This is a genomic window from Chryseobacterium elymi (assembly GCF_003385495.1).
Taxonomy (GTDB): Bacteria; Bacteroidota; Bacteroidia; order Flavobacteriales; family Weeksellaceae; genus Chryseobacterium; species Chryseobacterium elymi.
On record NZ_QNUH01000012.1, the window covers coordinates 74935 to 96525 of the forward strand.

At 38.5% G+C, this 21591-nt stretch carries 17 protein-coding genes; 7 read left to right on the forward strand and 10 right to left on the reverse strand.

Features of this window, described 5'->3' with window-relative positions; translation table 11 throughout:
- Positions 1-7 precede the first annotated feature (7 nt).
- Positions 8-2458: a bifunctional aspartate kinase/homoserine dehydrogenase I gene (gene thrA, locus DRF60_RS14505; protein ID WP_116012736.1), complete on the reverse strand. Its 2451-nt coding sequence runs from the start codon at positions 2456-2458 to the stop codon at positions 8-10.
- Between the two features lie 350 nt (positions 2459-2808).
- Here thrA and DRF60_RS21955 point away from each other — a divergent pair, with 350 nt between their 5' ends.
- The gene (locus tag DRF60_RS21955; protein ID WP_449384869.1) at positions 2809-3006 is read left to right on the forward strand and encodes a bacteriocin-like protein; all 198 of its coding nucleotides are present in this window, start codon (positions 2809-2811) and stop codon (positions 3004-3006) included.
- A 236-nt stretch (positions 3007-3242) separates the two neighbouring features.
- Positions 3243-3437: a bacteriocin-like protein gene (locus DRF60_RS14510; protein WP_123902693.1), complete on the forward strand. Its 195-nt coding sequence runs from the start codon at positions 3243-3245 to the stop codon at positions 3435-3437.
- Between the two features lie 65 nt (positions 3438-3502).
- Here DRF60_RS14510 and DRF60_RS21195 read toward each other — a convergent pair whose 3' ends face one another.
- The 4 genes from DRF60_RS21195 to DRF60_RS14525 form a co-directional block, all read right to left on the reverse strand.
- On the reverse strand, positions 3503-3649 hold the full coding sequence (locus DRF60_RS21195) for a bacteriocin-like protein (protein WP_157963414.1): 147 nt from the start codon (positions 3647-3649) through the stop codon (positions 3503-3505).
- Between the two features lie 39 nt (positions 3650-3688).
- The gene (nadA, locus tag DRF60_RS14515; RefSeq protein ID WP_111960477.1) at positions 3689-4708 is read right to left on the reverse strand and encodes a quinolinate synthase NadA; all 1020 of its coding nucleotides are present in this window, start codon (positions 4706-4708) and stop codon (positions 3689-3691) included.
- 114 nt (positions 4709-4822) lie between these two features.
- Positions 4823-5386: a guanylate kinase gene (gene gmk / locus DRF60_RS14520; RefSeq protein ID WP_116012738.1), complete on the reverse strand. Its 564-nt coding sequence runs from the start codon at positions 5384-5386 to the stop codon at positions 4823-4825.
- A gap of 70 nt (positions 5387-5456) precedes the next feature.
- Complete coding sequence (locus DRF60_RS14525) at positions 5457-6302, reverse strand: YicC family protein (RefSeq protein WP_238640217.1); 846 nt, start codon at positions 6300-6302, stop codon at positions 5457-5459.
- Positions 6303-6445: 143 nt separating this feature from the next.
- Here DRF60_RS14525 and miaA point away from each other — a divergent pair, with 143 nt between their 5' ends.
- Positions 6446-7354: a tRNA (adenosine(37)-N6)-dimethylallyltransferase MiaA gene (miaA, locus tag DRF60_RS14530; protein ID WP_116012740.1), complete on the forward strand. Its 909-nt coding sequence runs from the start codon at positions 6446-6448 to the stop codon at positions 7352-7354.
- Between the two features lie 190 nt (positions 7355-7544).
- Here the strand turns inward: miaA and DRF60_RS14535 are convergent, their stop codons facing one another.
- The 4 genes from DRF60_RS14535 to DRF60_RS14550 all read right to left on the reverse strand — a co-directional run bounded on the left by DRF60_RS14535 (position 7545) and on the right by DRF60_RS14550 (position 14442).
- Positions 7545-8957 (reverse strand): efflux transporter outer membrane subunit, encoded by a 1413-nt coding sequence (locus DRF60_RS14535; protein WP_116012741.1) that lies wholly within the window; start codon positions 8955-8957, stop codon positions 7545-7547.
- A gap of 148 nt (positions 8958-9105) precedes the next feature.
- Entirely contained in the window at positions 9106-12288 is a 3183-nt protein-coding gene (locus tag DRF60_RS14540; protein WP_116012742.1) for an efflux RND transporter permease subunit, read from the reverse strand.
- A gap of 40 nt (positions 12289-12328) precedes the next feature.
- Positions 12329-13489 carry an efflux RND transporter periplasmic adaptor subunit gene (locus tag DRF60_RS14545; RefSeq protein WP_116012743.1) on the reverse strand — a complete coding sequence of 387 codons (1161 nt, stop codon included), beginning with the start codon at positions 13487-13489 and terminating at the stop codon, positions 12329-12331.
- 356 nt (positions 13490-13845) lie between these two features.
- On the reverse strand, positions 13846-14442 hold the full coding sequence (locus tag DRF60_RS14550) for a TetR/AcrR family transcriptional regulator (RefSeq protein WP_111960491.1): 597 nt from the start codon (positions 14440-14442) through the stop codon (positions 13846-13848).
- Positions 14443-14598: 156 nt separating this feature from the next.
- Between DRF60_RS14550 and DRF60_RS14555 the strand changes: the two genes are divergently transcribed.
- Complete coding sequence (locus tag DRF60_RS14555) at positions 14599-15153, forward strand: thioredoxin family protein (RefSeq protein ID WP_116012744.1); 555 nt, start codon at positions 14599-14601, stop codon at positions 15151-15153.
- Positions 15154-15273: 120 nt separating this feature from the next.
- Here the strand turns inward: DRF60_RS14555 and DRF60_RS14560 are convergent, their stop codons facing one another.
- The gene (locus DRF60_RS14560) at positions 15274-16179 is read right to left on the reverse strand and encodes an AraC family transcriptional regulator (RefSeq protein WP_116012745.1); all 906 of its coding nucleotides are present in this window, start codon (positions 16177-16179) and stop codon (positions 15274-15276) included.
- Positions 16180-16302: 123 nt separating this feature from the next.
- Here DRF60_RS14560 and DRF60_RS14565 point away from each other — a divergent pair, with 123 nt between their 5' ends.
- Genes DRF60_RS14565 through DRF60_RS14575 form a run of 3 tightly spaced genes read left to right on the forward strand, consistent with a single transcriptional unit; the run spans position 16303 to position 21488 of the window.
- The gene (locus DRF60_RS14565; RefSeq protein WP_116012746.1) at positions 16303-17535 is read left to right on the forward strand and encodes an MFS transporter; all 1233 of its coding nucleotides are present in this window, start codon (positions 16303-16305) and stop codon (positions 17533-17535) included.
- Positions 17535-19013 (forward strand): trehalase family glycosidase, encoded by a 1479-nt coding sequence (locus DRF60_RS14570; protein ID WP_116012747.1) that lies wholly within the window; start codon positions 17535-17537, stop codon positions 19011-19013. The genes DRF60_RS14565 and DRF60_RS14570 overlap by 1 nt, the downstream gene beginning before the upstream one ends.
- Positions 19014-19031: 18 nt before the next feature.
- Positions 19032-21488, forward strand: coding sequence for a TonB-dependent receptor (locus DRF60_RS14575; RefSeq protein WP_116012748.1), 2457 nt, complete (start codon positions 19032-19034; stop codon positions 21486-21488).
- Positions 21489-21591: the final 103 nt, after the last annotated feature.

Consider the following 21591-nt stretch of genomic DNA (forward strand, 5'->3'; position numbering starts at 1 on the left):
ATTTATTTTAAACTGATCGGATAATATCTGCAAAAACACCGCTGGCAGTTACTTCAGCCCCTGCACCGGCTCCTTTTACAACAAGAGGCTGCTCGGAGTATCTTAAAGTTTTGAAAATGACAATGTTGTCTTTGCCATACAGATGGTACAGATCACTGTCCGGAGCAACATGCTGAAGGCCGACCTTAGCTTTACCCTCTTTAAATTCAGCGGTATATTTCAAAATTTTGCCATTTTTCTGGGCCTCACTGACTAAATTTTTAAAATGACTTTCATATTCCGTAAGCTTCTCATAGAAATTTTCTACACTTCCATGAAGACATTCCTCGGGTAGAAAGCTTTCATTTTCTATATCTTCAAACTGAAGAGGATATCCTGCTTCTCTGGCCAGAATTAAGATTTTTCGGGCTACATCAGTTCCTGTCAGATCCAGCCGTGGATCCGGCTCAGTAAAGCCTTCTTTCTGAGCCTGGGCAACAACTTCTGAAAAGGTTCTGCTTCCGTCATAATTGTTAAAGACGAAATTCAGCGTTCCGCTTAATACAGCCTGTATAGATGTGATTTTGTCACCACTTTTCATGAGATCATTAATGGTTCCGATAACCGGAAGTCCGGCTCCTACATTGGTTTCAAAGTAGAATTTGCAGTTGTGATTCCGGGCAGTACTTTTTAAGTTTTTATATACTTCAAAATCTGAGGTGGCTGCAATTTTGTTACAAGCCACAATATTGATGCTTCTTTTTAATAAATTGTCATAGATTTCCGGCACTGAGGAGCTGGCGGTTACATCAATAAATATTGAATTCCTAAGGTTCCGGGAAATGATCTCCTCTGCAAAGCCGTGGATAGATGCTTCGATGCCTTTTTCACTCCAATTACGGTATTCGCTTTCAGAAATTCCGTGATCAGAGAAAAACATTTTCCGGCTGTTGGAAATCCCTGCAATTCTCAAATTAATCAAATTGTTTTCCCTAAGGTATTCATTTTGTTCAAAGATCTGCTCTACCAGTTTTGAACCTACATTTCCGACTCCACACAGATAAAGGTGTACCTGCTTGATTTCGGATTCAAAAAATTCTTCATGGAGTACATTGACCGCTTTTTTAGTATCGTTTTCTGAAATAACAATACTGATATTCCTCTCGGAAGATCCCTGCGCAATGGCTCTGATATTAATCCCGTTACTACCCAGGCATCCGAACATTTTAGCACTGATTCCGCTTCTGTTTTTCATGTTTTCCCCTACCAGTGCCACAATTGAAAGTCCGGTTTCTATTTTTACAGGAGTCACTCTCTGTAGTTTTATGTCATCTTCAAAAGAGGAGTTCACAACATTTTCTGCATGAAAGACATCTTTTTCATTGACGGCAATGGTAATGGAATGTTCTGAAGAACCCTGGGTAATAAGAATAACATTAATCTTTTCAAGGCTAAGACATTGGAAAAGTTTTGCTGAAGTTCCGGGAATTCCTACCATTCCGCTGCCTTCCAGGGTAAGAAGGGCAATATGGTTCATATTGGAAACTCCCGCTGCAGCCTGTTGCTTTTCGACAGCTGATTTGTTTAATTTATGGGAAACCAGTGTTCCTTTCGCTTCCGGATCAAAAGTATTTTTAATCTTAAGGTCGATATTTTTTGCCATAACAGGCTGTATGGATGGCGGATAAAGAACTTTAGCCCCAAAATGGGAAAGTTCCATCGCTTCATGATAAGAAATCTCAGGAATAGGTTTAGCATTAGAAGCCAATCTTGGATCTGCAGTCATCATCCCGTTTACATCGCTCCAGATCTGAAGTTCTTCAGCAGAAACGGCCGCCGCAATAATGGCTGCTGTATAATCAGAGCCGCCTCTGCCTAATGTGGTGGTATTTCCGTTCTGATCTCTGGCAATAAAGCCGGGTGCTACGATGATCTTATTTTTATGCTCAGCTGCAAAATTCTTTACATTTTCTTCAGTGATCTCAAAATCTACCTTCGCATTGGTAAAGCTGCTGTCTGTTCTGATCTGATCAGCCGAATTCATCCATATACAGTCCAATTCCTCATACTGAAGCCTGGCTGCAATAAGGTTTGAAGACAGAAATTCTCCATATGAAGTAATCCTGTCTCTGATCTTATCTGTAAATTCACCTAATACAAATATTCCGCTGTAGATATCTTCCATGTCATTAAAGTGCTTTTTAACAAAGCTTAGCCACGAGCTCTGTGATAAAACAGGAATAAGCTCTTTGACAAGATCTAAATGCTTTTCTTCGAGGTTTTTAATGGAGGGAATATAGTTTTCATCTTTAAGGGAAGCATATTCTGCTGCTTTTATCAGGGTGTCGGTAACACTGTGAAGGGCTGAAACTACAACAATCACTCTGCTTTGTAAAGATTCTTTTTTAATAATATTTTCTGCCAGAAGAATATTGCCGGCATTGGCGACAGATGTACCGCCGAATTTTAAGACTTTCATCCAATTAATATTTAAGGTTAGGTAAAATGAAATGTTTACTCTTTAAAAAAAGAGTACGGGTGCAGGAAATAATATGTGAAAATGTACCCCGCTAAGGGGTAGTTGTTGTAGTTGTGAATGTAGAAACAGAAGATAGTCCCGAAATAAGTGATTCCGGTGTAGAAATATCTGATATGTTTCTTAGAAAGTTCATTCTTTACCAAACAAATGTACAAATTATTCGGAGATATCAAAATTATTTTGGTGTACAATTTTATTTTTAATTCATTTTCAGGAGATATATTGATTTGAAACTTTATTTTTCCCTTTAAAAGAGCTATACTTAAATTCTAAAACAAAATAAAATTACTATGAAAAATTTAAAGAAAATGTCTCGGGAAAAATTAGGAAAGATTAATGGAGCAGTTTCTAATTGCAGTGGATGCCCGGCTGGCGGATTTGGTCCTGGTGGGACTTCTGGCGGATATAATTACTCATGTGAGGATTATCACGTTCTTCCGAGCCGATGCAAAAGCTGTGTTTTTGTTAGTTCAGAATGCTTCCAATAACCAGTAGTGAAAGAAGAACTGTAGGACTGTCTGTATAGGCAGTCCTTTTTTTATTATATAGATCAAGTGGCGGTGCTGCATATGTATGCTTTCGCGGCGGTGGTGCCTGGGGCTGATGGAGAACTCCGGAGGCACATGTTATGCTCCGATGGTGTAATTAATTTGAATCAGTTTTTATTAATAAACTTTCATAGATGAGGTTAAAAATGCTATATTTAGAAACCAAACAAATCAATATGAAAAATTTAAAAAAATTAGGCAGAGAGAATCTGAAATCGATTAACGGAGGAAATACTTGTTTTGAGTATTGCCCTCCGGGACCTTATGGAGTAGGTCCGGAGTATCCAAAATCATGTGAAGATTTTAATGCTTTGCCTGAATGCTGCAAATTAAGGGTGAGAGTAGATTATCTCTGCTTCGGACCCATATAAAAAGTAAAGCACTGTTTCATAACAGTGCTTTTTTAATTTACTAAAATTGATTAATTCATCAACTTTTAAGAAGTGGCTAAACATTTTGGAGGACTACCACATACTCCCGGAATGCATACTTCATCAGGTTTACAATAAGTGGCACATTCTGTTGATGTTCCGCCATTGATGCTTTTTAGACATTCTTTGTCTAATTTTTTTAAATTTTTCATATGTAAAGATTTTGGTTTGAACCTTAAATATATGAAAAATTATTTTATACTTTTCGAAAGATCCAACATTGCCTCGATTGGCTTTAGGGCCTTTAAACGAAGCTCTTCGTCGATAAGGATTTCCGGAAGTTCATATTTCATGCACAGATATAATTTCTCCATGGTATTACGTTTCATATAGAAACATTCCGAACAGTTACAGCTTTCATCAAAAACCAGCGCAGGAATAAGTTCCTTATGCGGGGCACGTTTTTTCATTTCGTGAAGAATTCCTTCCTCAGTGGCAATAATGAATTTCTGACAGTCGTCTTGTTCTACAAAATTCAGCAGGGCAGAAGTAGAACCTATAAAGTGGGCTAGTTTTAAAACGGCTTCCTCGCTTTCAGGATGTGCAATTAATTTCGCATCAGGATTGTCTGCCATCTGCTGGGCAATTCTTTCCATAGAAAATGCTTCGTGTACGATGCAGCTTCCGTCCCAAAGAATCATATCACGACCGGTTTTTTTAGATAAATATCTTCCCAAATTTTTATCCGGCGCAAAAATGATTGGTCTGTCTTTTGGAAGGGCTTCAATCACAGTTTCAGCATTTGAGCTGGTTACGATGATATCACTTTCTGCTTTAGTTTCTGCGTTGCAGTTAATATACGTAGCGATCAAGGCATTAGGATGCTGTTCGCGCATTTTTCTCAATCCTTCTCCAGAACATCCGTCTGCCAAAGAACATCCGGCCATGGTGTCAGGAAGAACTACTTTTTTAGTCGGGTTCAGAATTTTAGCGGCTTCCGCCATGAAGTGTACTCCGCAGAATACGATCATGTCTGCATTGGTATCTTTGGCCTGTCTTGCCAGCTGCAGAGAATCTCCCAGGAAATCAGCGATATCCTGAATTTCTCCCGGCTGATAATAATGGGCAAGGATCACTGCATTTTTTTCTTCTTTAAGTTTCAGAATAGCTTTTACCAATTCTTCTCCTTGAGGGATCGCTATGTCTTTTATATCCAGGAATCCTCTTACAGGAATCGCAGATTTAGCTTTTTCTAATGTTTCGGTACTCATATCCACCTTAATGTTTTTTGATTCTGGAAGTTAGAAATTAGAAGTTAAAATGTTGTAGTTTGAATTGTAATTACTCTTTCAAACTTTCATCATCCGACTTCCATCCTCCATCTCTTAATTCCCAATAAAATTTTTTATTAAACTTTCTATTTCTTTTTTTGCTACATCAAGATCGGTATTAATAACGATCCTGTCAAACTCTTTCGCAAAGGTCATTTCTTCTCCTGCCTTTGCCACACGTGTTTTGATGGTTTCTGCATCATCCGTGTTTCTGGAGATCAATCTTCGTTCCAATTCTTCTATGGAAGGCGGTTCAATGAAAATAGACAGGGCTTTCTCTCCAAAATATTTTTTTAAGGAAATTCCCCCTTTTACATCTACATCAAAAATAACTAATTTTCCCTGATTCCAGATTTTTTCCACTTCAGATTTTAAAGTACCGTAATATTTGTCAGTATACACTTCTTCATATTCTACAAAAGCATCTTCCGCTATTTTCTGTCTGAATTCATCAGGGCTCAAAAAATGATAATCCACGGCATGGGTTTCACTTCCTCTTGGCTGTCTTGTGGTACATGAAATAGAGAATGCCAGCTCAGGAAATGTTTCCAGAGAATGCTTTACTAATGTAGTTTTTCCGCTCCCTGATGGTGCTGAAAATATGATAACTTTATTCATTTGGATTAGAGATTTTTAGATTAGAGATATGAGAATAAATTCTTTGATCTCTTATCTATAGGTCTATGGTCTATAATACGTTTAACGTCTGTTCTTTTATTTTTTCCAGATCATCTTTCATCATGACCACCAGCTTCTGGATCTCTGCATGATTGGCCTTTGAGCCTAAAGTATTGATCTCCCTTCCGATTTCCTGGGAAATAAAGCCAAGTTTTTTTCCGTTGAAATCTTCATTATCCATTACCTCTTTGTAGTATTTCAAATGCTGGGTCAGCCTTACTTTCTCTTCTGCAATATCAAGTTTCTCCGTGAAGTAAGCCATTTCCTGGTAGAAACGGGTTTCGTCTACATTCTCAAATTCCTTTAAAGATTTCTGATAACGCTCTTTTACAGCAGTGATCCTTTCTTCTTCAAAAGGAACTACTTCAGAAAGGTATTTATCAATATTCTGGATGTTTCTTTCGAGTTCTTCATGTAAAATAGTACCTTCTGTCTTTCTGAATTCCATAAAACGGTCCACAGCTGCATGAACGATCTTTGCCAAAGCCTCCCATTCGCCTTCTGTAAGTTCGTCAGGTCTTGAAGTGATGGCATCAGGAAGTCTTACCGCCATTTTCAGATATTCAAAGTCTGGACCGTCAGAAGCAATGTTACGAAGTTCGCTGATATAAGAATCGATCAGGCTTCTGTTGATCTTCACATCGTTCGTCTCTTCAAGGTTCTCCAAATTAATGTAGCAATCTACCTTTCCACGGATAATTCTGTCATTAAGGATTTTTCTGATCTCAAATTCTTTCTCTTTATAACGTAAAGGGACTTTGATATTCAAATCGAAACTTTTGCTGTTCAGAGATTTAATATCTATTGAAATCTTTTTTCCTTCAAAAACACCTTCGGCTCTGCCGAATCCCGTCATTGATAAAATCATAGTTTTTTATTGTTGTACAAAGATAAACATTTAAATTAGCACTGTGAAATCGCAGTGATTTGGACACCACAATTAATGATGAAGATTTAAGATTCCATATGACCTTTAAAAAAATAAATAGATAACTACATATGAAAAATTTGATTTCTGTTGTAGGACCCACTGGAATAGGCAAAACGAGATTGGCAATTGATCTGGCAAAACATTTCAATACTGAAATTGTTTCTTGTGATTCCCGCCAGTTTTTTAAAGAAATGAAAATAGGGACAGCATCGCCATCGGAAGAAGAACTGGCGGAAGCTCCCCATCATTTTATTGGAAATCTTTCGGTTCAGGAATACTATTCTATCGGGCAGTATGAGGAAGATGCTTTAAAAAAACTCAATGAACTTTTTGTCAATCATGACACCGTTATTTTGGTCGGTGGGAGTATGATGTATGAAAAAGCAGTTATTGAAGGACTGAATGACCTGCCTGAAGCTGATGAAAACAATCAGAAAAAATTGCAGGAAATTCTTGATACCGAAGGGATTGATAAGCTTCAGCAAATCCTGAAAGAGCTCGATCCTGAATATTTTGAAGTCGTAGATTTTCACAATCACAGAAGGCTTTTACGGGCTATTGACGTAATCTGGCAGACGGATAAAAAATATTCCGAACAGATTGCTGTTTCCCAGGATTCCAGAGACTTTAATGTGATCCGTATCGGAATTGAAGCTCCAAGAGAGGATCTGTATGACAGGATCAACAGAAGGATAGATATTATGATGGAAAAAGGACTTTTGGCGGAAGCGGAAAGTTTAGAGAAGTTTAAAGATCTTACTGCTTTGAAAACTGTTGGATATGCAGAATTATTCAAATATTTTGACGGAGAATGGGATCTGGATTTTGCTGTTTCCGAGATCAAAAAAAACAGCCGCAGATATGCCAAACGTCAGCTGACTTGGTACAGAAAAGCGGATGATATTCATTATCTGCCGTTGGGATATTCGCAAAAAGACTTTGAAGGGCTGCTTCAATGGATTTCTAAGCAGTTTTAAAATAAGCTTCAAATTTAGATCTGCTCGATCTGCTAAATCTGCGAGCGTAAAAATAATCTCTCGCTGATTTAGCAGATTAGGCAGATGTTTGTGTTATTTTTGTGTGCTTTATTTTTTTGTTGGGTTTCAATATACAAAAAACGGCCTCTGGAAACCAGAGACCGCACTTCAAACAATATAATTAAATTTACTACTTCCAACCGCCGCCAAGAGCTCTGTAAAGATCTACAATGCTGCTCAGTCTCTGTCTTTTTACGGACGCAAGATTTAGTTCAGCCTGTAAAGAATTTCCCTGAGCTGTAATCACTTCCAAGTAATTGGCCATACCGCCTTTGTAAAGCATTTCTGCACTTTTTATTCCGTTTTTCAACGTGGTTACCTGTTCTGTAGCTTTCTGTTCCTGAACTTTTAAGCTTTCGTTAGACACCAAAGCATCGGAAACTTCACCCACAGCATTTAAAACAGATTGACGGAAGGCCAATACGTTTTTCTCTCTCTGGATTTTAGCCACATTCAGGTCGGTTTTTAACTGTCTTTTCTGGAAAATTGGCTGGGTAATTCCTCCTAATACAGATCCGAACAATGACGCCGGAATCTGGAACCAGTTATCAATTTTAAATGAATTCACACCTCCGCTTGCTGTAATTTTCAAAGCCGGATACATATTAGCCTGAGCAATTCCCACCATTGAATTAGATTCCAACAGAACAAGTTCCTGCTGACGGACATCCGGGCGACGGCTTACCATGGCTGCCGGAAGTCCTGCTGAGATATCCTGTGGAAGAGAAGTGTCAGACATTTCGATTGTTCTGCTGATTTTAGTTGGATTTTCACCTACAAGAATACTTAAAGCATTTTCCTGGATCGCAATATTTTGTTCCAGCTGAGTGATCAAGAGCTCCGTAGACTGTTTCTGTGCCGTAGCCTGCTGAACGCCTAAAGAAGTTGTATCACCGCTCTGCCACATTTTTTCAGTGATGGAAAGAGTATTGTTACTTAATTCCAAATTTGATTTTGCAATCTGCATCTGCTTATCAAGCATCAATAAATTATAGTATCCCTGGGCAATCGCTGCTACAACCTGTGTCTGCACAGCTTTTGTAGCTTCATAAGTCTGAAGATACTGCATTCTTGAAACTTCCTGCTGGTTTTTGATCTTACCCCAGATGTCAGCCTCCCAGGAAAGGTTGAATGCTGCGTTGTAATCTTCAACGTGATTCTGGCCTAAAAATGAATTTAAGCTTTTTCCGTTCATACTGTTTTCCGAAGGTTTTGAAATTTGCGCCGAAACCGCAAAACCTACATCAGGATACTGAAGATATTTTGCCTGTTTCAGTTTTTCCTGTGAAGAGGCTACCTGCTTCAAAGCAATCTGGAGATCATAGTTATTTTTTATTCCTTTTTCAATCAATTCCTGTAAAATGGGATCGCTGAAAAACTGTTTCCATTCCAGGTTGGCAACACTTGCTGTGTCAGCAGTTGCTGTATATTGGAATTTTTCCGGAAGCTGAAGATCCGGCTCCGTATATGCCAGTTTGGACACACACGAAACCGCGCCTAAAGCCAATATAAGTGTTAGAAGAAAATTCTTAATTCTTTTCATAGTTTAAATCGAATTTTTAATTGAAAACAAAACTTTGAGATGCTTTTTATTGCAAAGAGGTCTTTAGTAGGAGAAATACTTTGCATTGATGATATTAGTTTGAATAGTTAAGTCTCTATTGATCTCAAAGTTTTGTATATCATATGTATTAATGAGCTGTTGCCAGAAGTTCTTCCTCCAATTTTTGTTTTTGAAGTCTTCTCTTTTTTCTGCTTGGCATTTTTTCATGCAGGTACTGGAAGATTACATACATTACCGGAATGATGAAAATCCCGAATACTACTCCTGTAAACATTCCTCCTACAGTACTGATACCGATAGAGTGGTTACCTTTCGCAGCAGCTCCCTGTGTCCAAACCAGCGGAAGCATACCGATGATGAAGGCAAATGAGGTCATCAGAATAGGTCTCAAACGTAATCTTGAAGCCTGAAGGGCTGATTCAATCAGTGTTTTTCCTGCTTTTCTTCTCTGGACGGCAAACTCTACAATAAGGATCGCATTTTTCGCTAACAGCCCGACCAGCATGATCAAACCTACCTGAACGTAAATATTATTGTCAATTCCCGCTAATCCCGTGAAAGCAAATACTCCGAAAATCCCTGTAGGGACTGTTAAAATAACAGCGAACGGAAGGATGTAACTTTCATACTGGGCAGCCAATAAGAAATACACAAATAGTATACTTAACATGAATACAAATGCGGTCTGGCCACCTGTTTTGATCTCCTCACGGGTAATTCCCGTCCATTCATATCCGAAACCTCTCGGAAGAGATTTCTGAGCCACTTCTTCTACCGCTTTAATGGCATCTCCGGTACTGTAACCAGGTTTTGGAGTTCCGTTAATCGTTACTGCGTTGAAAAGGTTATTTCTTGTCACGGTTTCAGGTCCGAAAGTTCTTTTTAAAGTAACCAAAGTCTTTACAGGAACCATTTCACCTAAATTGTTTTTAACATAAATCCCTTCCAGAGAATTCGCATCTGTACGGTAAGGAATATCTGCCTGGGCCATTACTCTGTAATATTTCCCGAACCTGTTGAAATCCGAAACAAAGCTACTTCCGTAATAGATCTGCATGGTTTGCATCAATTCTGTTATAGAAACACCCAGCTGATTGGCTTTGTCAGAATCTACATCTATTGTGTACTGAGGATTTCCGGCAGCATAAGTTGTAAAGGCGAATGCTATTTCCGGACGTTTCATCAGTTCTCCGATAAAGGCCTGAGTGGTTGTTCCCAACTGCTCAAAAGAGCCGTTTGTTTTATCCTGAAGCATAAATTCAAATCCGGAAACGTTACCAAATCCCTGTACTGTCGGGAAATTGAAGAAGAATGCATTGGCATCTTTTACCTGTGATACTTTTCCTGTCAGTGCTGCTGCGATTTGATCTGGATCTTTCATCTCGCCCCGGTCTTTATAATCTTTCAACTTAATGAAGCCTGCAGAATAAGGAGAGGCGTTGGCATTACTGATAAAGTTCATCCCATCGGCTACCCAAAGGTGATTCATGGCTTTTTCAGCGTTTACAATTTTATCAATCTGCTCAGTAGCTCTGTTCGTTCTGTCCAGTGAACTTCCCGGAGGGGTATTTACAGCATATAAAACGAATCCTTGATCTTCTGTTGGGATAAACCCTGTCGGAGCTTTATTGATCAAGAAAATACTTGAAGCAATGATAAGTGCAAGACCTCCAACGGCTACCCATTTGTTTTTAATTAAAAACTTAAGGCTGTAGATATATTTTCGGGTCATATTATTGAAGGCTACATTGAATGCATTGAAGAATTTCGCTCCAAAACCTTTTTTATGACCGTGCTCACCATGTTCCCCCTGAGGATCATTTAAGAATAATGCACATAAAGCAGGACTCAATGTTAATGCGTTTACTGCTGAGATCATGATTGCTATTACCAAAGTAAAGGCAAACTGTCTGTAGAAAACTCCTGCAGGACCCTGCATGAAACCAACCGGAATAAATACAGCACACATTACCAGTGTAATGGAAATAATGGCCCCGGAAATTTCACTCATGGAATTTGTAGTGGCTTGCTCTACCGGCATTCCTGTCTGTTCCATTTTGGAATGGACGGCTTCTACCACCACAATGGCATCATCCACCACAATACCGATGGCGAGTACCAGTGCAAACAATGTCAACATATTGATACTGAATCCAAACAGTTGCAGGAAGAAGAAGGTACCGATAATGGCTACCGGAACTGCAATCGCAGGAATCAATGTAGATCTGAAATCCTGAAGGAAAATATACACCACAATAAATACCAGGATAAATGCAATCACCAAAGTTTCAACTACCTGATGAATAGAGGCATCAAGGAAATCTTTGGAGTTGTACATAATGATCGGCTTTACTCCTTTTGGAAGGGTAGTGGAAAACTGATCTACCTGCTTTTCAATTTCAGTAAGAATTTCGTTTGCATTGGAACCTGCAGTCTGAAGGATAGCGAAACCTGCTACCGGTTTACCATCCACTCTGTTGGCTGCTGTATAGGTATAGGAACCGAATTCTACTCTGGCTACATCTTTTAATCTTAAAAATGAGCCGTCATTATTGGCTTTAATAGCAATATTTTCATAGTCTTCATTTTTGTTTAATTTACCTTTATACTTTAAAATATATTCGTAAGTTTCCTTACTTCCCTGTCCCAGACGTCCTGGTGCAGCTTCAAGGTTATGATCTTTGATAGCCGCCATCACTTCCTGCGGAGAAAGGTTATTGGCTGCTAATCTGTCTGGTTTTAACCAGATTCTCATGGAGTAATCCCTGGTTCCGAAAACCTGAGCCTGGGCAACACCCGGAATACGCTGTATCTGCGGAATAATATTGATCTTCAGATAGTTTTGAAGAAACAGCTCGTCATATTGCTTAGGGTCATCACTTGACAGTCCCATGAACATAATCATACTGTTCTGTACCTTCTGTGTGGAAATTCCGGCCTGAACTACTTCCTGAGGAAGCTGGCTCATCGCTTTAGATACACGGTTCTGAACATTGACTGCAGCATTATCCGCATCTGAGCCCTGTTTGAAAAATACGCTCAGGGTCATGGTACCGTCGTTACTTGAGTTGGAGGTCATATAGGTCATATTCTCAACCCCATTTACTGCTTCTTCAATAGGAACAGCAACGGAGCGGGCTACAACTTCAGCGTTCGCTCCCGGATAAAATGCCGTTACCTGAACACTGGGAGGCGCAATATCCGGAAACAGCGTAATCGGCAGGTTGAAAACCGAAAGTGCCCCCAGCAATAGCAGTATAATGGAGATGACCGTTGATAGTACGGGTCTTTCTATAAATTGTTTTAACATAAGAAGTTTATTTTTTTAAGTCTTCTGTATTCGGAATAGATTACAAAGGTTTAGCTCTCAATAAGCTGTCAGATGAAATTACTTTCGGCTTGATAGAAGCTCCGTCCTTTAGGTTTCCGATTCCGGTGTATACGATTTTCTCACCCGGAGAAAGTCCTTCAGAAATAAAGTAATAGCTTTCGGTTTTTCCTGAGATTTTTACCGGTTTGCTGGTTACTTTGTTGTCTTTACCTAAAATATAGACATAAGTTTTGTCCTGAATTTCAAAAGTAGATTCCTGCGGGATTACCACAGCATTGGAAAGCATCTGAGGCATGCGCACTCTTCCTGTATTTCCTGTTCTTAAAGCACCTTTTGTATTAGGGAAAACTGCACGAACGGTAATGGCTCCGGTAGTTTTATCAAACTGCCCGTCTACAATACTCATTTTCCCTTTTTCAGGATACGTACTGTTGTCTGCGATCACCAGGTCTACCATTGGCATATTTTTTAGTTTTTCGTCTAAGCTGGCTCCCGGATATTTATTTTGAAACGCGATAAAATCCAGTTCACTTAAAGAGAAATAGGCATAAATTTCGCTGATATCCGATAATAGGGTCAATGGATTAGGATCTGCTCTTGAGATCAGGCTTCCTTTTTTGTAAGGGATTCTTCCGATATATCCGCTTACGGGCGCTGTAATGGTGGTAAATCCTACATTGATTCTGGCACCTCCTACAGACGCTTTTGCCTGTGATGCTGCGGCTACGGCTGCTGCGTAATTGGCCTTAGCCGTTTTCATCTGTACATCAGAGACAACTTTTGCTTCTACCAGTGGCTGAAGTCTGTCAACCTCCACTTTGGCCTTTTGAATATTGGCATTGGCCACCTGTAAATTAGCCTGGGCCATATTCATTTGCTCGCCATAGGCTCTTGAATCTATTTTAAATAAAGGCTGTCCGGCTCTTACGTATGAGCCTTCTTCTACGTAGATTCTATCCAGGTACCCATCTACCTGAGATCTGATTTCTACGTTATTTTTACCCTCCAGTGCGGTAGGAAATTCCTGATATGTTGTAGCTGGAGAGGTGATCACGGTGTAAACCGGAAGCTCCGGAGCAGGCGGTGCTGCATTGGAACCTTCTGCTGCTTGGGTACAGTTCTGCAAAAGGATAATACTTGATATAAGTACGATAAACCTTATTTTTCCAGGTATTTTCATTGTTGGTTTAATTTTTTTAATGAAGTGTTAGATTTAAGTAATAGTGTTCTTTTAAATAAATTCTGTTATTTTTCCTAACAGTGTTAATGATTGGTTCAAAAAAAATTACAGAATTTTTAATAATAGGAGTCAGATCGTCATTTTCATAATTGCTGTCTGTTTTTTAATGTTGAAGTTTATATATAATGAGGTGTATTAAATATGTGTTAATTTATCTAACGGTGTTAAGTTTAAAAGAAAAGCTGTCCCGAAATTTGAATGCTTGTTTTCATGGTTAAATTAGTTTTTAAGTGAATATTTATTGATATTCAAATGTTATATTTCCTAACGGTGTTAATTTTTAGTTCAAAAAAAAATTACAATGACTTAACAAAAGCTGAAACCGTTTCGTCCAAAGTCGTTTTATTCATTGTAGAAGGAATATCCGTATTTCGCATCATCATAATGGAGATCAGTCCATGCACTGCCGAGAATAATGCGTGCGACATATGACAGGCATTGTCAGGATTAGACCCGTTCTTCTTAATGATGTTATAAGTACATTCATAAATAAGGTCCTGAAATGACGAAAACTCTTCTTTCATCTGACCTTTCCCGCTGCACTGCATTCCTAAGCCAAACATTAGCTGATAGTATTCTTTATTTTTAAAAGCAAAATTCCAGTAGGCATCTACTATCGCAATAAGCTGCTCTTCAGGGGTATCAAATTTTCTCTGGGCTTTTAAAAGTTCTATATGAAGACAGTGAAAGCCGTTCAAAGAAATCTCATACAAAATAGCTTCTTTGTTTTCAAAATAATCATAAACTACAGGAGCACTGTATTCAATAGCATCTGCTATCTTCCGCATCGAAAGTGATGCCCAACCCTCTGTTTTAGCCAAACCGAAAGCAGCCTGCAAAATATTTGCACGGATGGATTCTTTCTCTCTTTGACGACGTTCATGTAGGCCCATGATTTTTATTTACTAACAGTGTTAGCAAAACTACAAACTTTTTGACATATCTTCCAAATAATATTTAATAATTAACATTTAACGCAAGTTTATAAATTCCTGAATTGGCTTATATTAAAAGAAACTTTATCTTTGCGGATAAAGAAAATAAAGGATATGAATACTCCCTCTAATATGCTGGCTCTAGGAACCAAAGCTCCGTTTTTCGAGCTTCCGAACCCTTCAAAAACTAACGAGATCCAATCTCTGGAAGAACTGAAAGGTGAAAAAGGAACACTGGTGATCTTTATGTGCAACCATTGCCCGTTTGTTCTTCACGTGATCGACAAGATCAATGAACTGTATGAAGATTATAATGATAAAGGGATTGAGTTCATTGCGATCAATGCCAATGATGTAGAAAAATATCCGGCTGATGCTCCGGAGAAAATGATAGAATTCCAGATCGAAAGAAATTTTGATTTCCCTTATCTGTACGATGAAAGTCAGGCCGTAGCAAAAGCTTACGATGCAGCCTGCACACCGGATTTCTATTTCTTCGATGATAAGCTGGACCTTATCTACAGAGGCCAGATGGATGATTCAAGACCGGGAAACAATAAAGATGTAACCGGAGAAGATCTGATCATCGCTTTTGAAAACCTTTTGTTGGGAGAGCCGCAGGAAGAGATCCAAAGACCGAGTATGGGATGCAATATTAAATGGAAGTAATACGATGAATGGTTAAATATTTTTAACCGTCATATATATAAGTATAAGCTGTTCTTTTTTAAGAGCAGTTTTTTTTTATCCTTGGCAAGGTTCAAAACCTTGCCAAGGATAATAGTATTTTTAAAAGCTAGCTTTCAATTTAACCTCATTCTCAACCTTCAAATCTACACTCACCTTATTATGAGAATAATTCTTAATAAATTCAGAAGGCGTCTTCTCCGTATATTTTTTAAACATCCGGTTAAAATAGGTTACATTATTAAACCCACAGCTATAGCTGCATTCTGAAATACTCATATCCTGAGCCATCATCAGACACGCCTTATTAATACGGTAACGGTTTACAAATTCCGTAAACGTGATCTGGGTAGCTTTTTTGAAAAAATTACAAAACGCAGGCAGCGTCAGGTTGGCAATCTTTGCTACATCTTCAATATTGATTTCCTTGTCATAGTTATGTTCAACGTACGTAAAAATGTTTTCCAGCCTTGTTTTGTTTTTTGAGATAATGGTGTATGGCATAATTTCTTTGTTCAAAAGATCATAATCTTTACATTTTGAAAGTTCAAATAAAATTTCGAGAAGGAGCAGATATCTTTTGTAGCCTTCCGATTCCAGCATCAGTTTCAGCTTGGGAAGCATGAGTTTTTTGATCTTATGATGAAATTGGATCCCGTATTTAGAAAGTTCCAGCAGATTTTTAATCGATCGGGCCTCTATTTCCTGTTGTGGAAACTGAAGTATTTCCTCCCTGAACTGAAGAACAATTTCTTCATGAGGATCTGTAGAATTTAATCCAAATCCTGAATGTGGAATATTGGAGCCGATCAATACCAGGTCACCGTTCGTATAATTGCTTTTGTGATACCCAACATGGCGGGTTCCATTCCCGGAAACAATACATACAAGCTCAATTTCGGGATGGTAATGATATTCCCATTTGAATTCTGAGATTGGCGAATTGTTGTGCAAAGTGCGGAAGGAACTTTTTTCGTCCGGAATTATTCTTTCGAAACTGACTTTCATCTAATTAATCGTATTTATTCAATAAAAATACTAATTATATTAATATAGTTCAAATATTGATTTATTGTGTTAAATTAATGTTAAGCGAAATGCTTCTATCTTAGCCGACAAGAAATGATCTCCATGAAAAATTTCAATATTAAAGCTGTATTATTTTTGAATTATTTTGTTTTCGCGATTCTTCTGAATTCCGTGGGAACAGTTATTCTGCAGGTACAGCAAAACTTCGGAATTTCAAAATCCTCAGCCAGTATTCTGGAAGGATTTAAGGACCTTCCAATCGCTATATGTTCATTTATCCTGGCATCATTCCTTCCAAAAATAGGAATCAAGAACTCAATGCTTATAGGGCTTTTTCTTGTAAGCTGCATGTGTTTTGTCATGCCTTTTGCCAATGATTTCTGGTTTTTCAAATTATTATTTACCATTGTAGGAATTTCATTTGCCTTAATAAAAATCTCAGTTTTCACTTCCATTGGACTTGTGACGAGTACTGATAAAGAACATTCCAGCTTCATGGGGTTTCTGGAAGGTTTTTTCATGATAGGAGTGCTTGCAGGAAATGTACTTTTCAGTTTATTTATTGATGATCACAATCCGAAATCTACCCGATGGCTGAATGTATATTGGGTCCTGGGAGCTGTTTCTGCATTGTCATTTCTATTTTTATTCTTTTCAAAATTAAATGAAAAAGAGGCGAGGAGCGAGAAGACCAATTTGTTGGGAGATCTGAAGAACAGCATTAGCTTGTTCAGCTATAAGAAAGTCTTGTTTTTTCTTTTGTGCGCCTTCCTTTTTGTATTGGTAGAGCAGAGTTTCCAGACCTGGACTCCTACTTTTTATAAAGAAATATTGAAGCTTCCTACTTCTATGAGTATCCAGGCGGGAGCCGTTTTGGCAGGAGCTTTTGCATTGGGGAGATTTTTATCAGGCTTTTTCTCTAAAAAATTCAGCTGGATCTACGTGGTTTCTTTCTGCGTAATTGGTTTTGCGATCAGTATTGTCTTGGTTCTGCCATTGACTCATAATATTCAGATTGATGAAGGAACGGGATGGTTCAATGCTCCGCTTGTAGTATATGTATTTCCATTGATGGGAGGTTTACTGGCACCGATTTATCCAAGTATCAATTCTGTGATTCTGGCTTCCATTCCAAAATATTTACACAGTGCAATGTCCGGACTGATCGTGGTTTTTTCTGCGATCGGAGGTACAATCGGTTCTATGATCACTGGTTTTGTTTTCCAGGAATTCAGCGGACAGCAGGCATTTTATCTTTCACTGATTCCGCTTTTACTGCTGATCATTTCAGCCATTTTCATGAATAAATTAAAAATAAATCCTAAGAAACAATAATGAATAAACAGCTTTACATAAAGGAAATTCAGACTCTTTTTGATGAGGTACAAAGAGCACAGATCTTTGAGGACCAGAAGATGATGACAGATGCTGTTCCGATGTTTCCTGTTTCGGAGATCAATGCAGAATATGAAAAGAGAAGGAATAATGAAGGATTTGACCTGAAAGATTTTGTGATGGCGAATTTTGATTTTCTGGGAGCGAAAATATCAATCCAGAGAGAAGATCAGTTACCCATTGAGCAGCATATCGAAAAGCTCTGGGATGAACTGACCCGTACTGCTTATGAAGAAAAAGGAACATTATTAAAACTTCCGAAGTCATACATTGTCCCGGGAGGCCGTTTCAATGAATTTTTCTATTGGGACAGCTATTTCATTATGTTGGGGCTTCAGGTTTCTGGCAAAACAGAAATGATGGAAAATATTGTAGAAAACTGTTCTTATTTAATTCAGAATGTAGGATTTGTGCCGAATGCGAGCAGAACTCATTTCCTGAGCCGTTCACAGCCTCCATACTTTTCGCTGATGCTGGATCTGCTTTTTGAAACCACCAATGATGAAAAAATTTATATTCAATATCATGACACTTTAGAAAAAGAATATTCTTTCTGGATGAATGGGGAAGAGTGGCTGGAGAATAATTCAAGTGTGAAAAGGGTGGCAAAAACACAGGACGGAGATATTCTGAACCGTTATTATGACGCAGAAAATGCACCACGCCCTGAAAGCTATCTGATCGATATAGAAGACAGCGAAAATGCAGGAGCAGAATTTTACAGAAACATAAGAAGTGCCTGCGAATCCGGCTGGGATTTTTCCAGCAGATGGTTTGCAGACGGAGAACATATACAGACCATAGAAACGCTGAACATTGCGGAAGTAGATCTGAACTGCCTTTTATGGCATTTAGAGAAAACTCTTGCAAAATCTTCAGTGCTTCTGAATCTGGCAGATAAAGAAAATTATTTTACTGAAAGAGCAGCAAGACGCAGACAGATGATCAATACCTACTTTTGGGATGAAAACACTGAATGTTATAAAGATTATCACTTAAAAAAACACAAAAACACACCGTCTGAACATATTGCTGCTCTTTACCCTTTATTTCTGGAACTGGCAGACCAGAAACAGGCAGAATCGGTTGCTAAACATATTGCTGAAAAATTTCTTTATCAGGGAGGTCTTGTAACTACCACAAAGAAATCCGGCCAGCAATGGGATCTTCCGAATGCATGGGCGCCGTATCAGTGGCTAGGTTTTAAAGCAATGAAAAACTACGGCTTTGATGATCTGGCTGAAAAAATAAAAAATAACTGGTGCGGGAATGTAGAAAGGGTATACAGCAACACCGGAAAGTTAATGGAAAAATACAACGCTTTAGACACTGAAACAATTGCAGGAGGAGGAGAATATCCGAATCAGGACGGATTCGGATGGACGAACGGGGTCTATCTCAAATTAAAACAAAACTAACTATATAAAAATCATGCTATGAAAAAAAGATCGATATTTTTAATGGCTGCCACCGCTACGCTTTACTTTAACAATGCGTATGCCCAGGAAACCCCTCAGGACACTATCAAAACGTCTTCTATAGACCAGATCGTTATTACCGGGAGCTCCAGACCGAAAAAGAAAATAGAATCCAGTACGGCTATTTCTACCTTTACGGCCAAAGAGATCCAGAAACAGAATCCTATCAGTGCTGCAGCTCTTTTACAGAGAGTTCCCGGTTTTGCCGTGGAAACTTCCGGAGGTGAAGTAGGCAACAACCTTTTTGCAAGAGGTATTCCTTCTGCAGGAGCTTACGAATTTGTGCAGGTTCAGGAAGACGGACTTGCTGTTTTTGAAGATGGAGCACTTCAGTTTGCCAATGCGGATAATTTCTTCCGTGTGGATAATTCTGTAAGCAGGTTGGAAGCATTAAGAGGAGGTTCCGGTTCCATTTATGCAACCAATTCTCCGGGAGGTCTGATCAATTTTATTACTAAAGAAGGGAGTAATGACTTTAAAGGTACAGCCAAACTGGAAACCAGTACTTATGGGTTGATGCGTACCGATATTAATGTAGGAGGTGCCTTGGTTCAGGATAAGCTTTTCTTTAATGTTGGGGGATTCTACAGAACAGATAACGGAATCAGAAAGACAGGCTTCAGGGCCAACAACGGCGGACAGATCAGAATGAACCTTAAATATGTCTTTGATAAAGGTTATGCTAAAGTATATTACAAAAAACTGGATGACAGAAATACATTTTTCCTTCCGATTCCTTTAACCCAAAACGGTAATAAACTTAAGGAGTTCGCAGGTTTCGATGCCAATTACGGAACCTATAATTACAGAACTATCAGCCAGCTCAGTATACCACAGGCCGGTGGCGGATTTTTCAAAAGAGACCTTGAAAACGGAATTCACCCTAAAGTAGATGTGGTAGGTGCAGAATTTAAATATGATCTTGGAAATAATTTCAGCGTTTTGAATAAGACACGCTATACCAATATCAATATGGAATATACCGGAATGTTCCCTGCCGGAGCTCCAAAGCTGGCTTCTGATTATGCGACTAAACCTGCTAGTGAAGGAGGTTTAGGAATGAGTAATTATCAGTATTCGCTGGTAAGCAACGGGTCTGTTGTGAATCCTCAGTATATACAGAAATTAGGATTCTGGGCTATTGATAAACAAATGAATAATTTTGTAAATGACCTTCAGCTGAATTATAAATTTGATAAAGGAAATGTAACAGCTGGCTTCTACAAATCAAACTGGAAGTCTCACCAATACTGGAACTGGAGCAATATTTTAACAACAGCCACAGACAGGCCTCAGCTTTTAAATCTGGTGAATCCATCTATGAGCCCTTCAGATGTAGGATATTCCCAGACTTACAATGGGGTAAAGGATATGTCCTTCCTGATCAGGGATTCACAGATCCAGGGAAGTCTAAATGATCTGTATTTAAATTTAGATTATAACTTTACAGATGCCTTAAGCTTAAATGGAGGAATGCGTTACAGCCGTGATTATTATAAAGGATATGGAGTGAATACAACAACAGCGAATCTGAATAATTCAGGTTTAACGACTGACGGAACACACAGTTTTGCAACGACTACGGCAGATGATAATATGGCAGTATTAGGTAATAAATATACCTACTGGTATTATGATATCAACAAAGTATCTTATACATTGGCCGCTAATTATAAAATCAACAAAGGAAATGCGGTATACGCCCGTTTTTCTCACGGTTTCAGATCGCCAAATGAAGAAGCTTACTATAATAATATGTCGGATCTGAGCGCAATCAAAGCAGTGGATACCAATCAACTTGAGATAGGGTATAAATATTATTCACGCACGTTCGATATCGGAATTATTCCTTTCTATTCTACGCTTAAAAATCTTTCATTTACTGATGTATTCTCGGATGGGACTTCAGAAAATAAATTTGCCAACACGACGAATTTCGGGGTAGAGATCGAAGGATACACAAAACTGTTTAATAATATCCTTGAAGTGACTTTCAACGGAACGATCCAGAATCCGAAATACAAAGATTTCGTAGGAAAAAATGCTGATGGAACTACCTTTGACTACGATGGAAACACCGTAAGAAGGATGCCTAAGTTCTACTTCAATATCTCTCCTGCAGTGAACATCACAAAAGAATGGAGAGCTTATGTAAGCATGAACTATTATGGAAAACGTTTCCAGAACGAAGGAAATACGGATGATAATATTCTTCCTTCCTTCACTGAAGTGGGTGCAGGAATGTCTTACCAGTTAGGAAAAATACGTTTTGCAGTAGACGGAACCAATATCTTTAATACGATTGGAATTACAGAAGGCGATCCAAGATCACAGACAACAGCCGGAACCAATATCAGAATGGCAAGACCGATCATGGGAGCTGCTGCAAGAGCATCGGTTACATTAGATTTTTAATACTTATATTTTCTTCATAAAAAAACCGTCAGAAATCTTTTCTGGCGGTTTTTAATTTTGTGGAAAAGAAGGCAAGAAACGAAATTTTAGATATCAGATATAA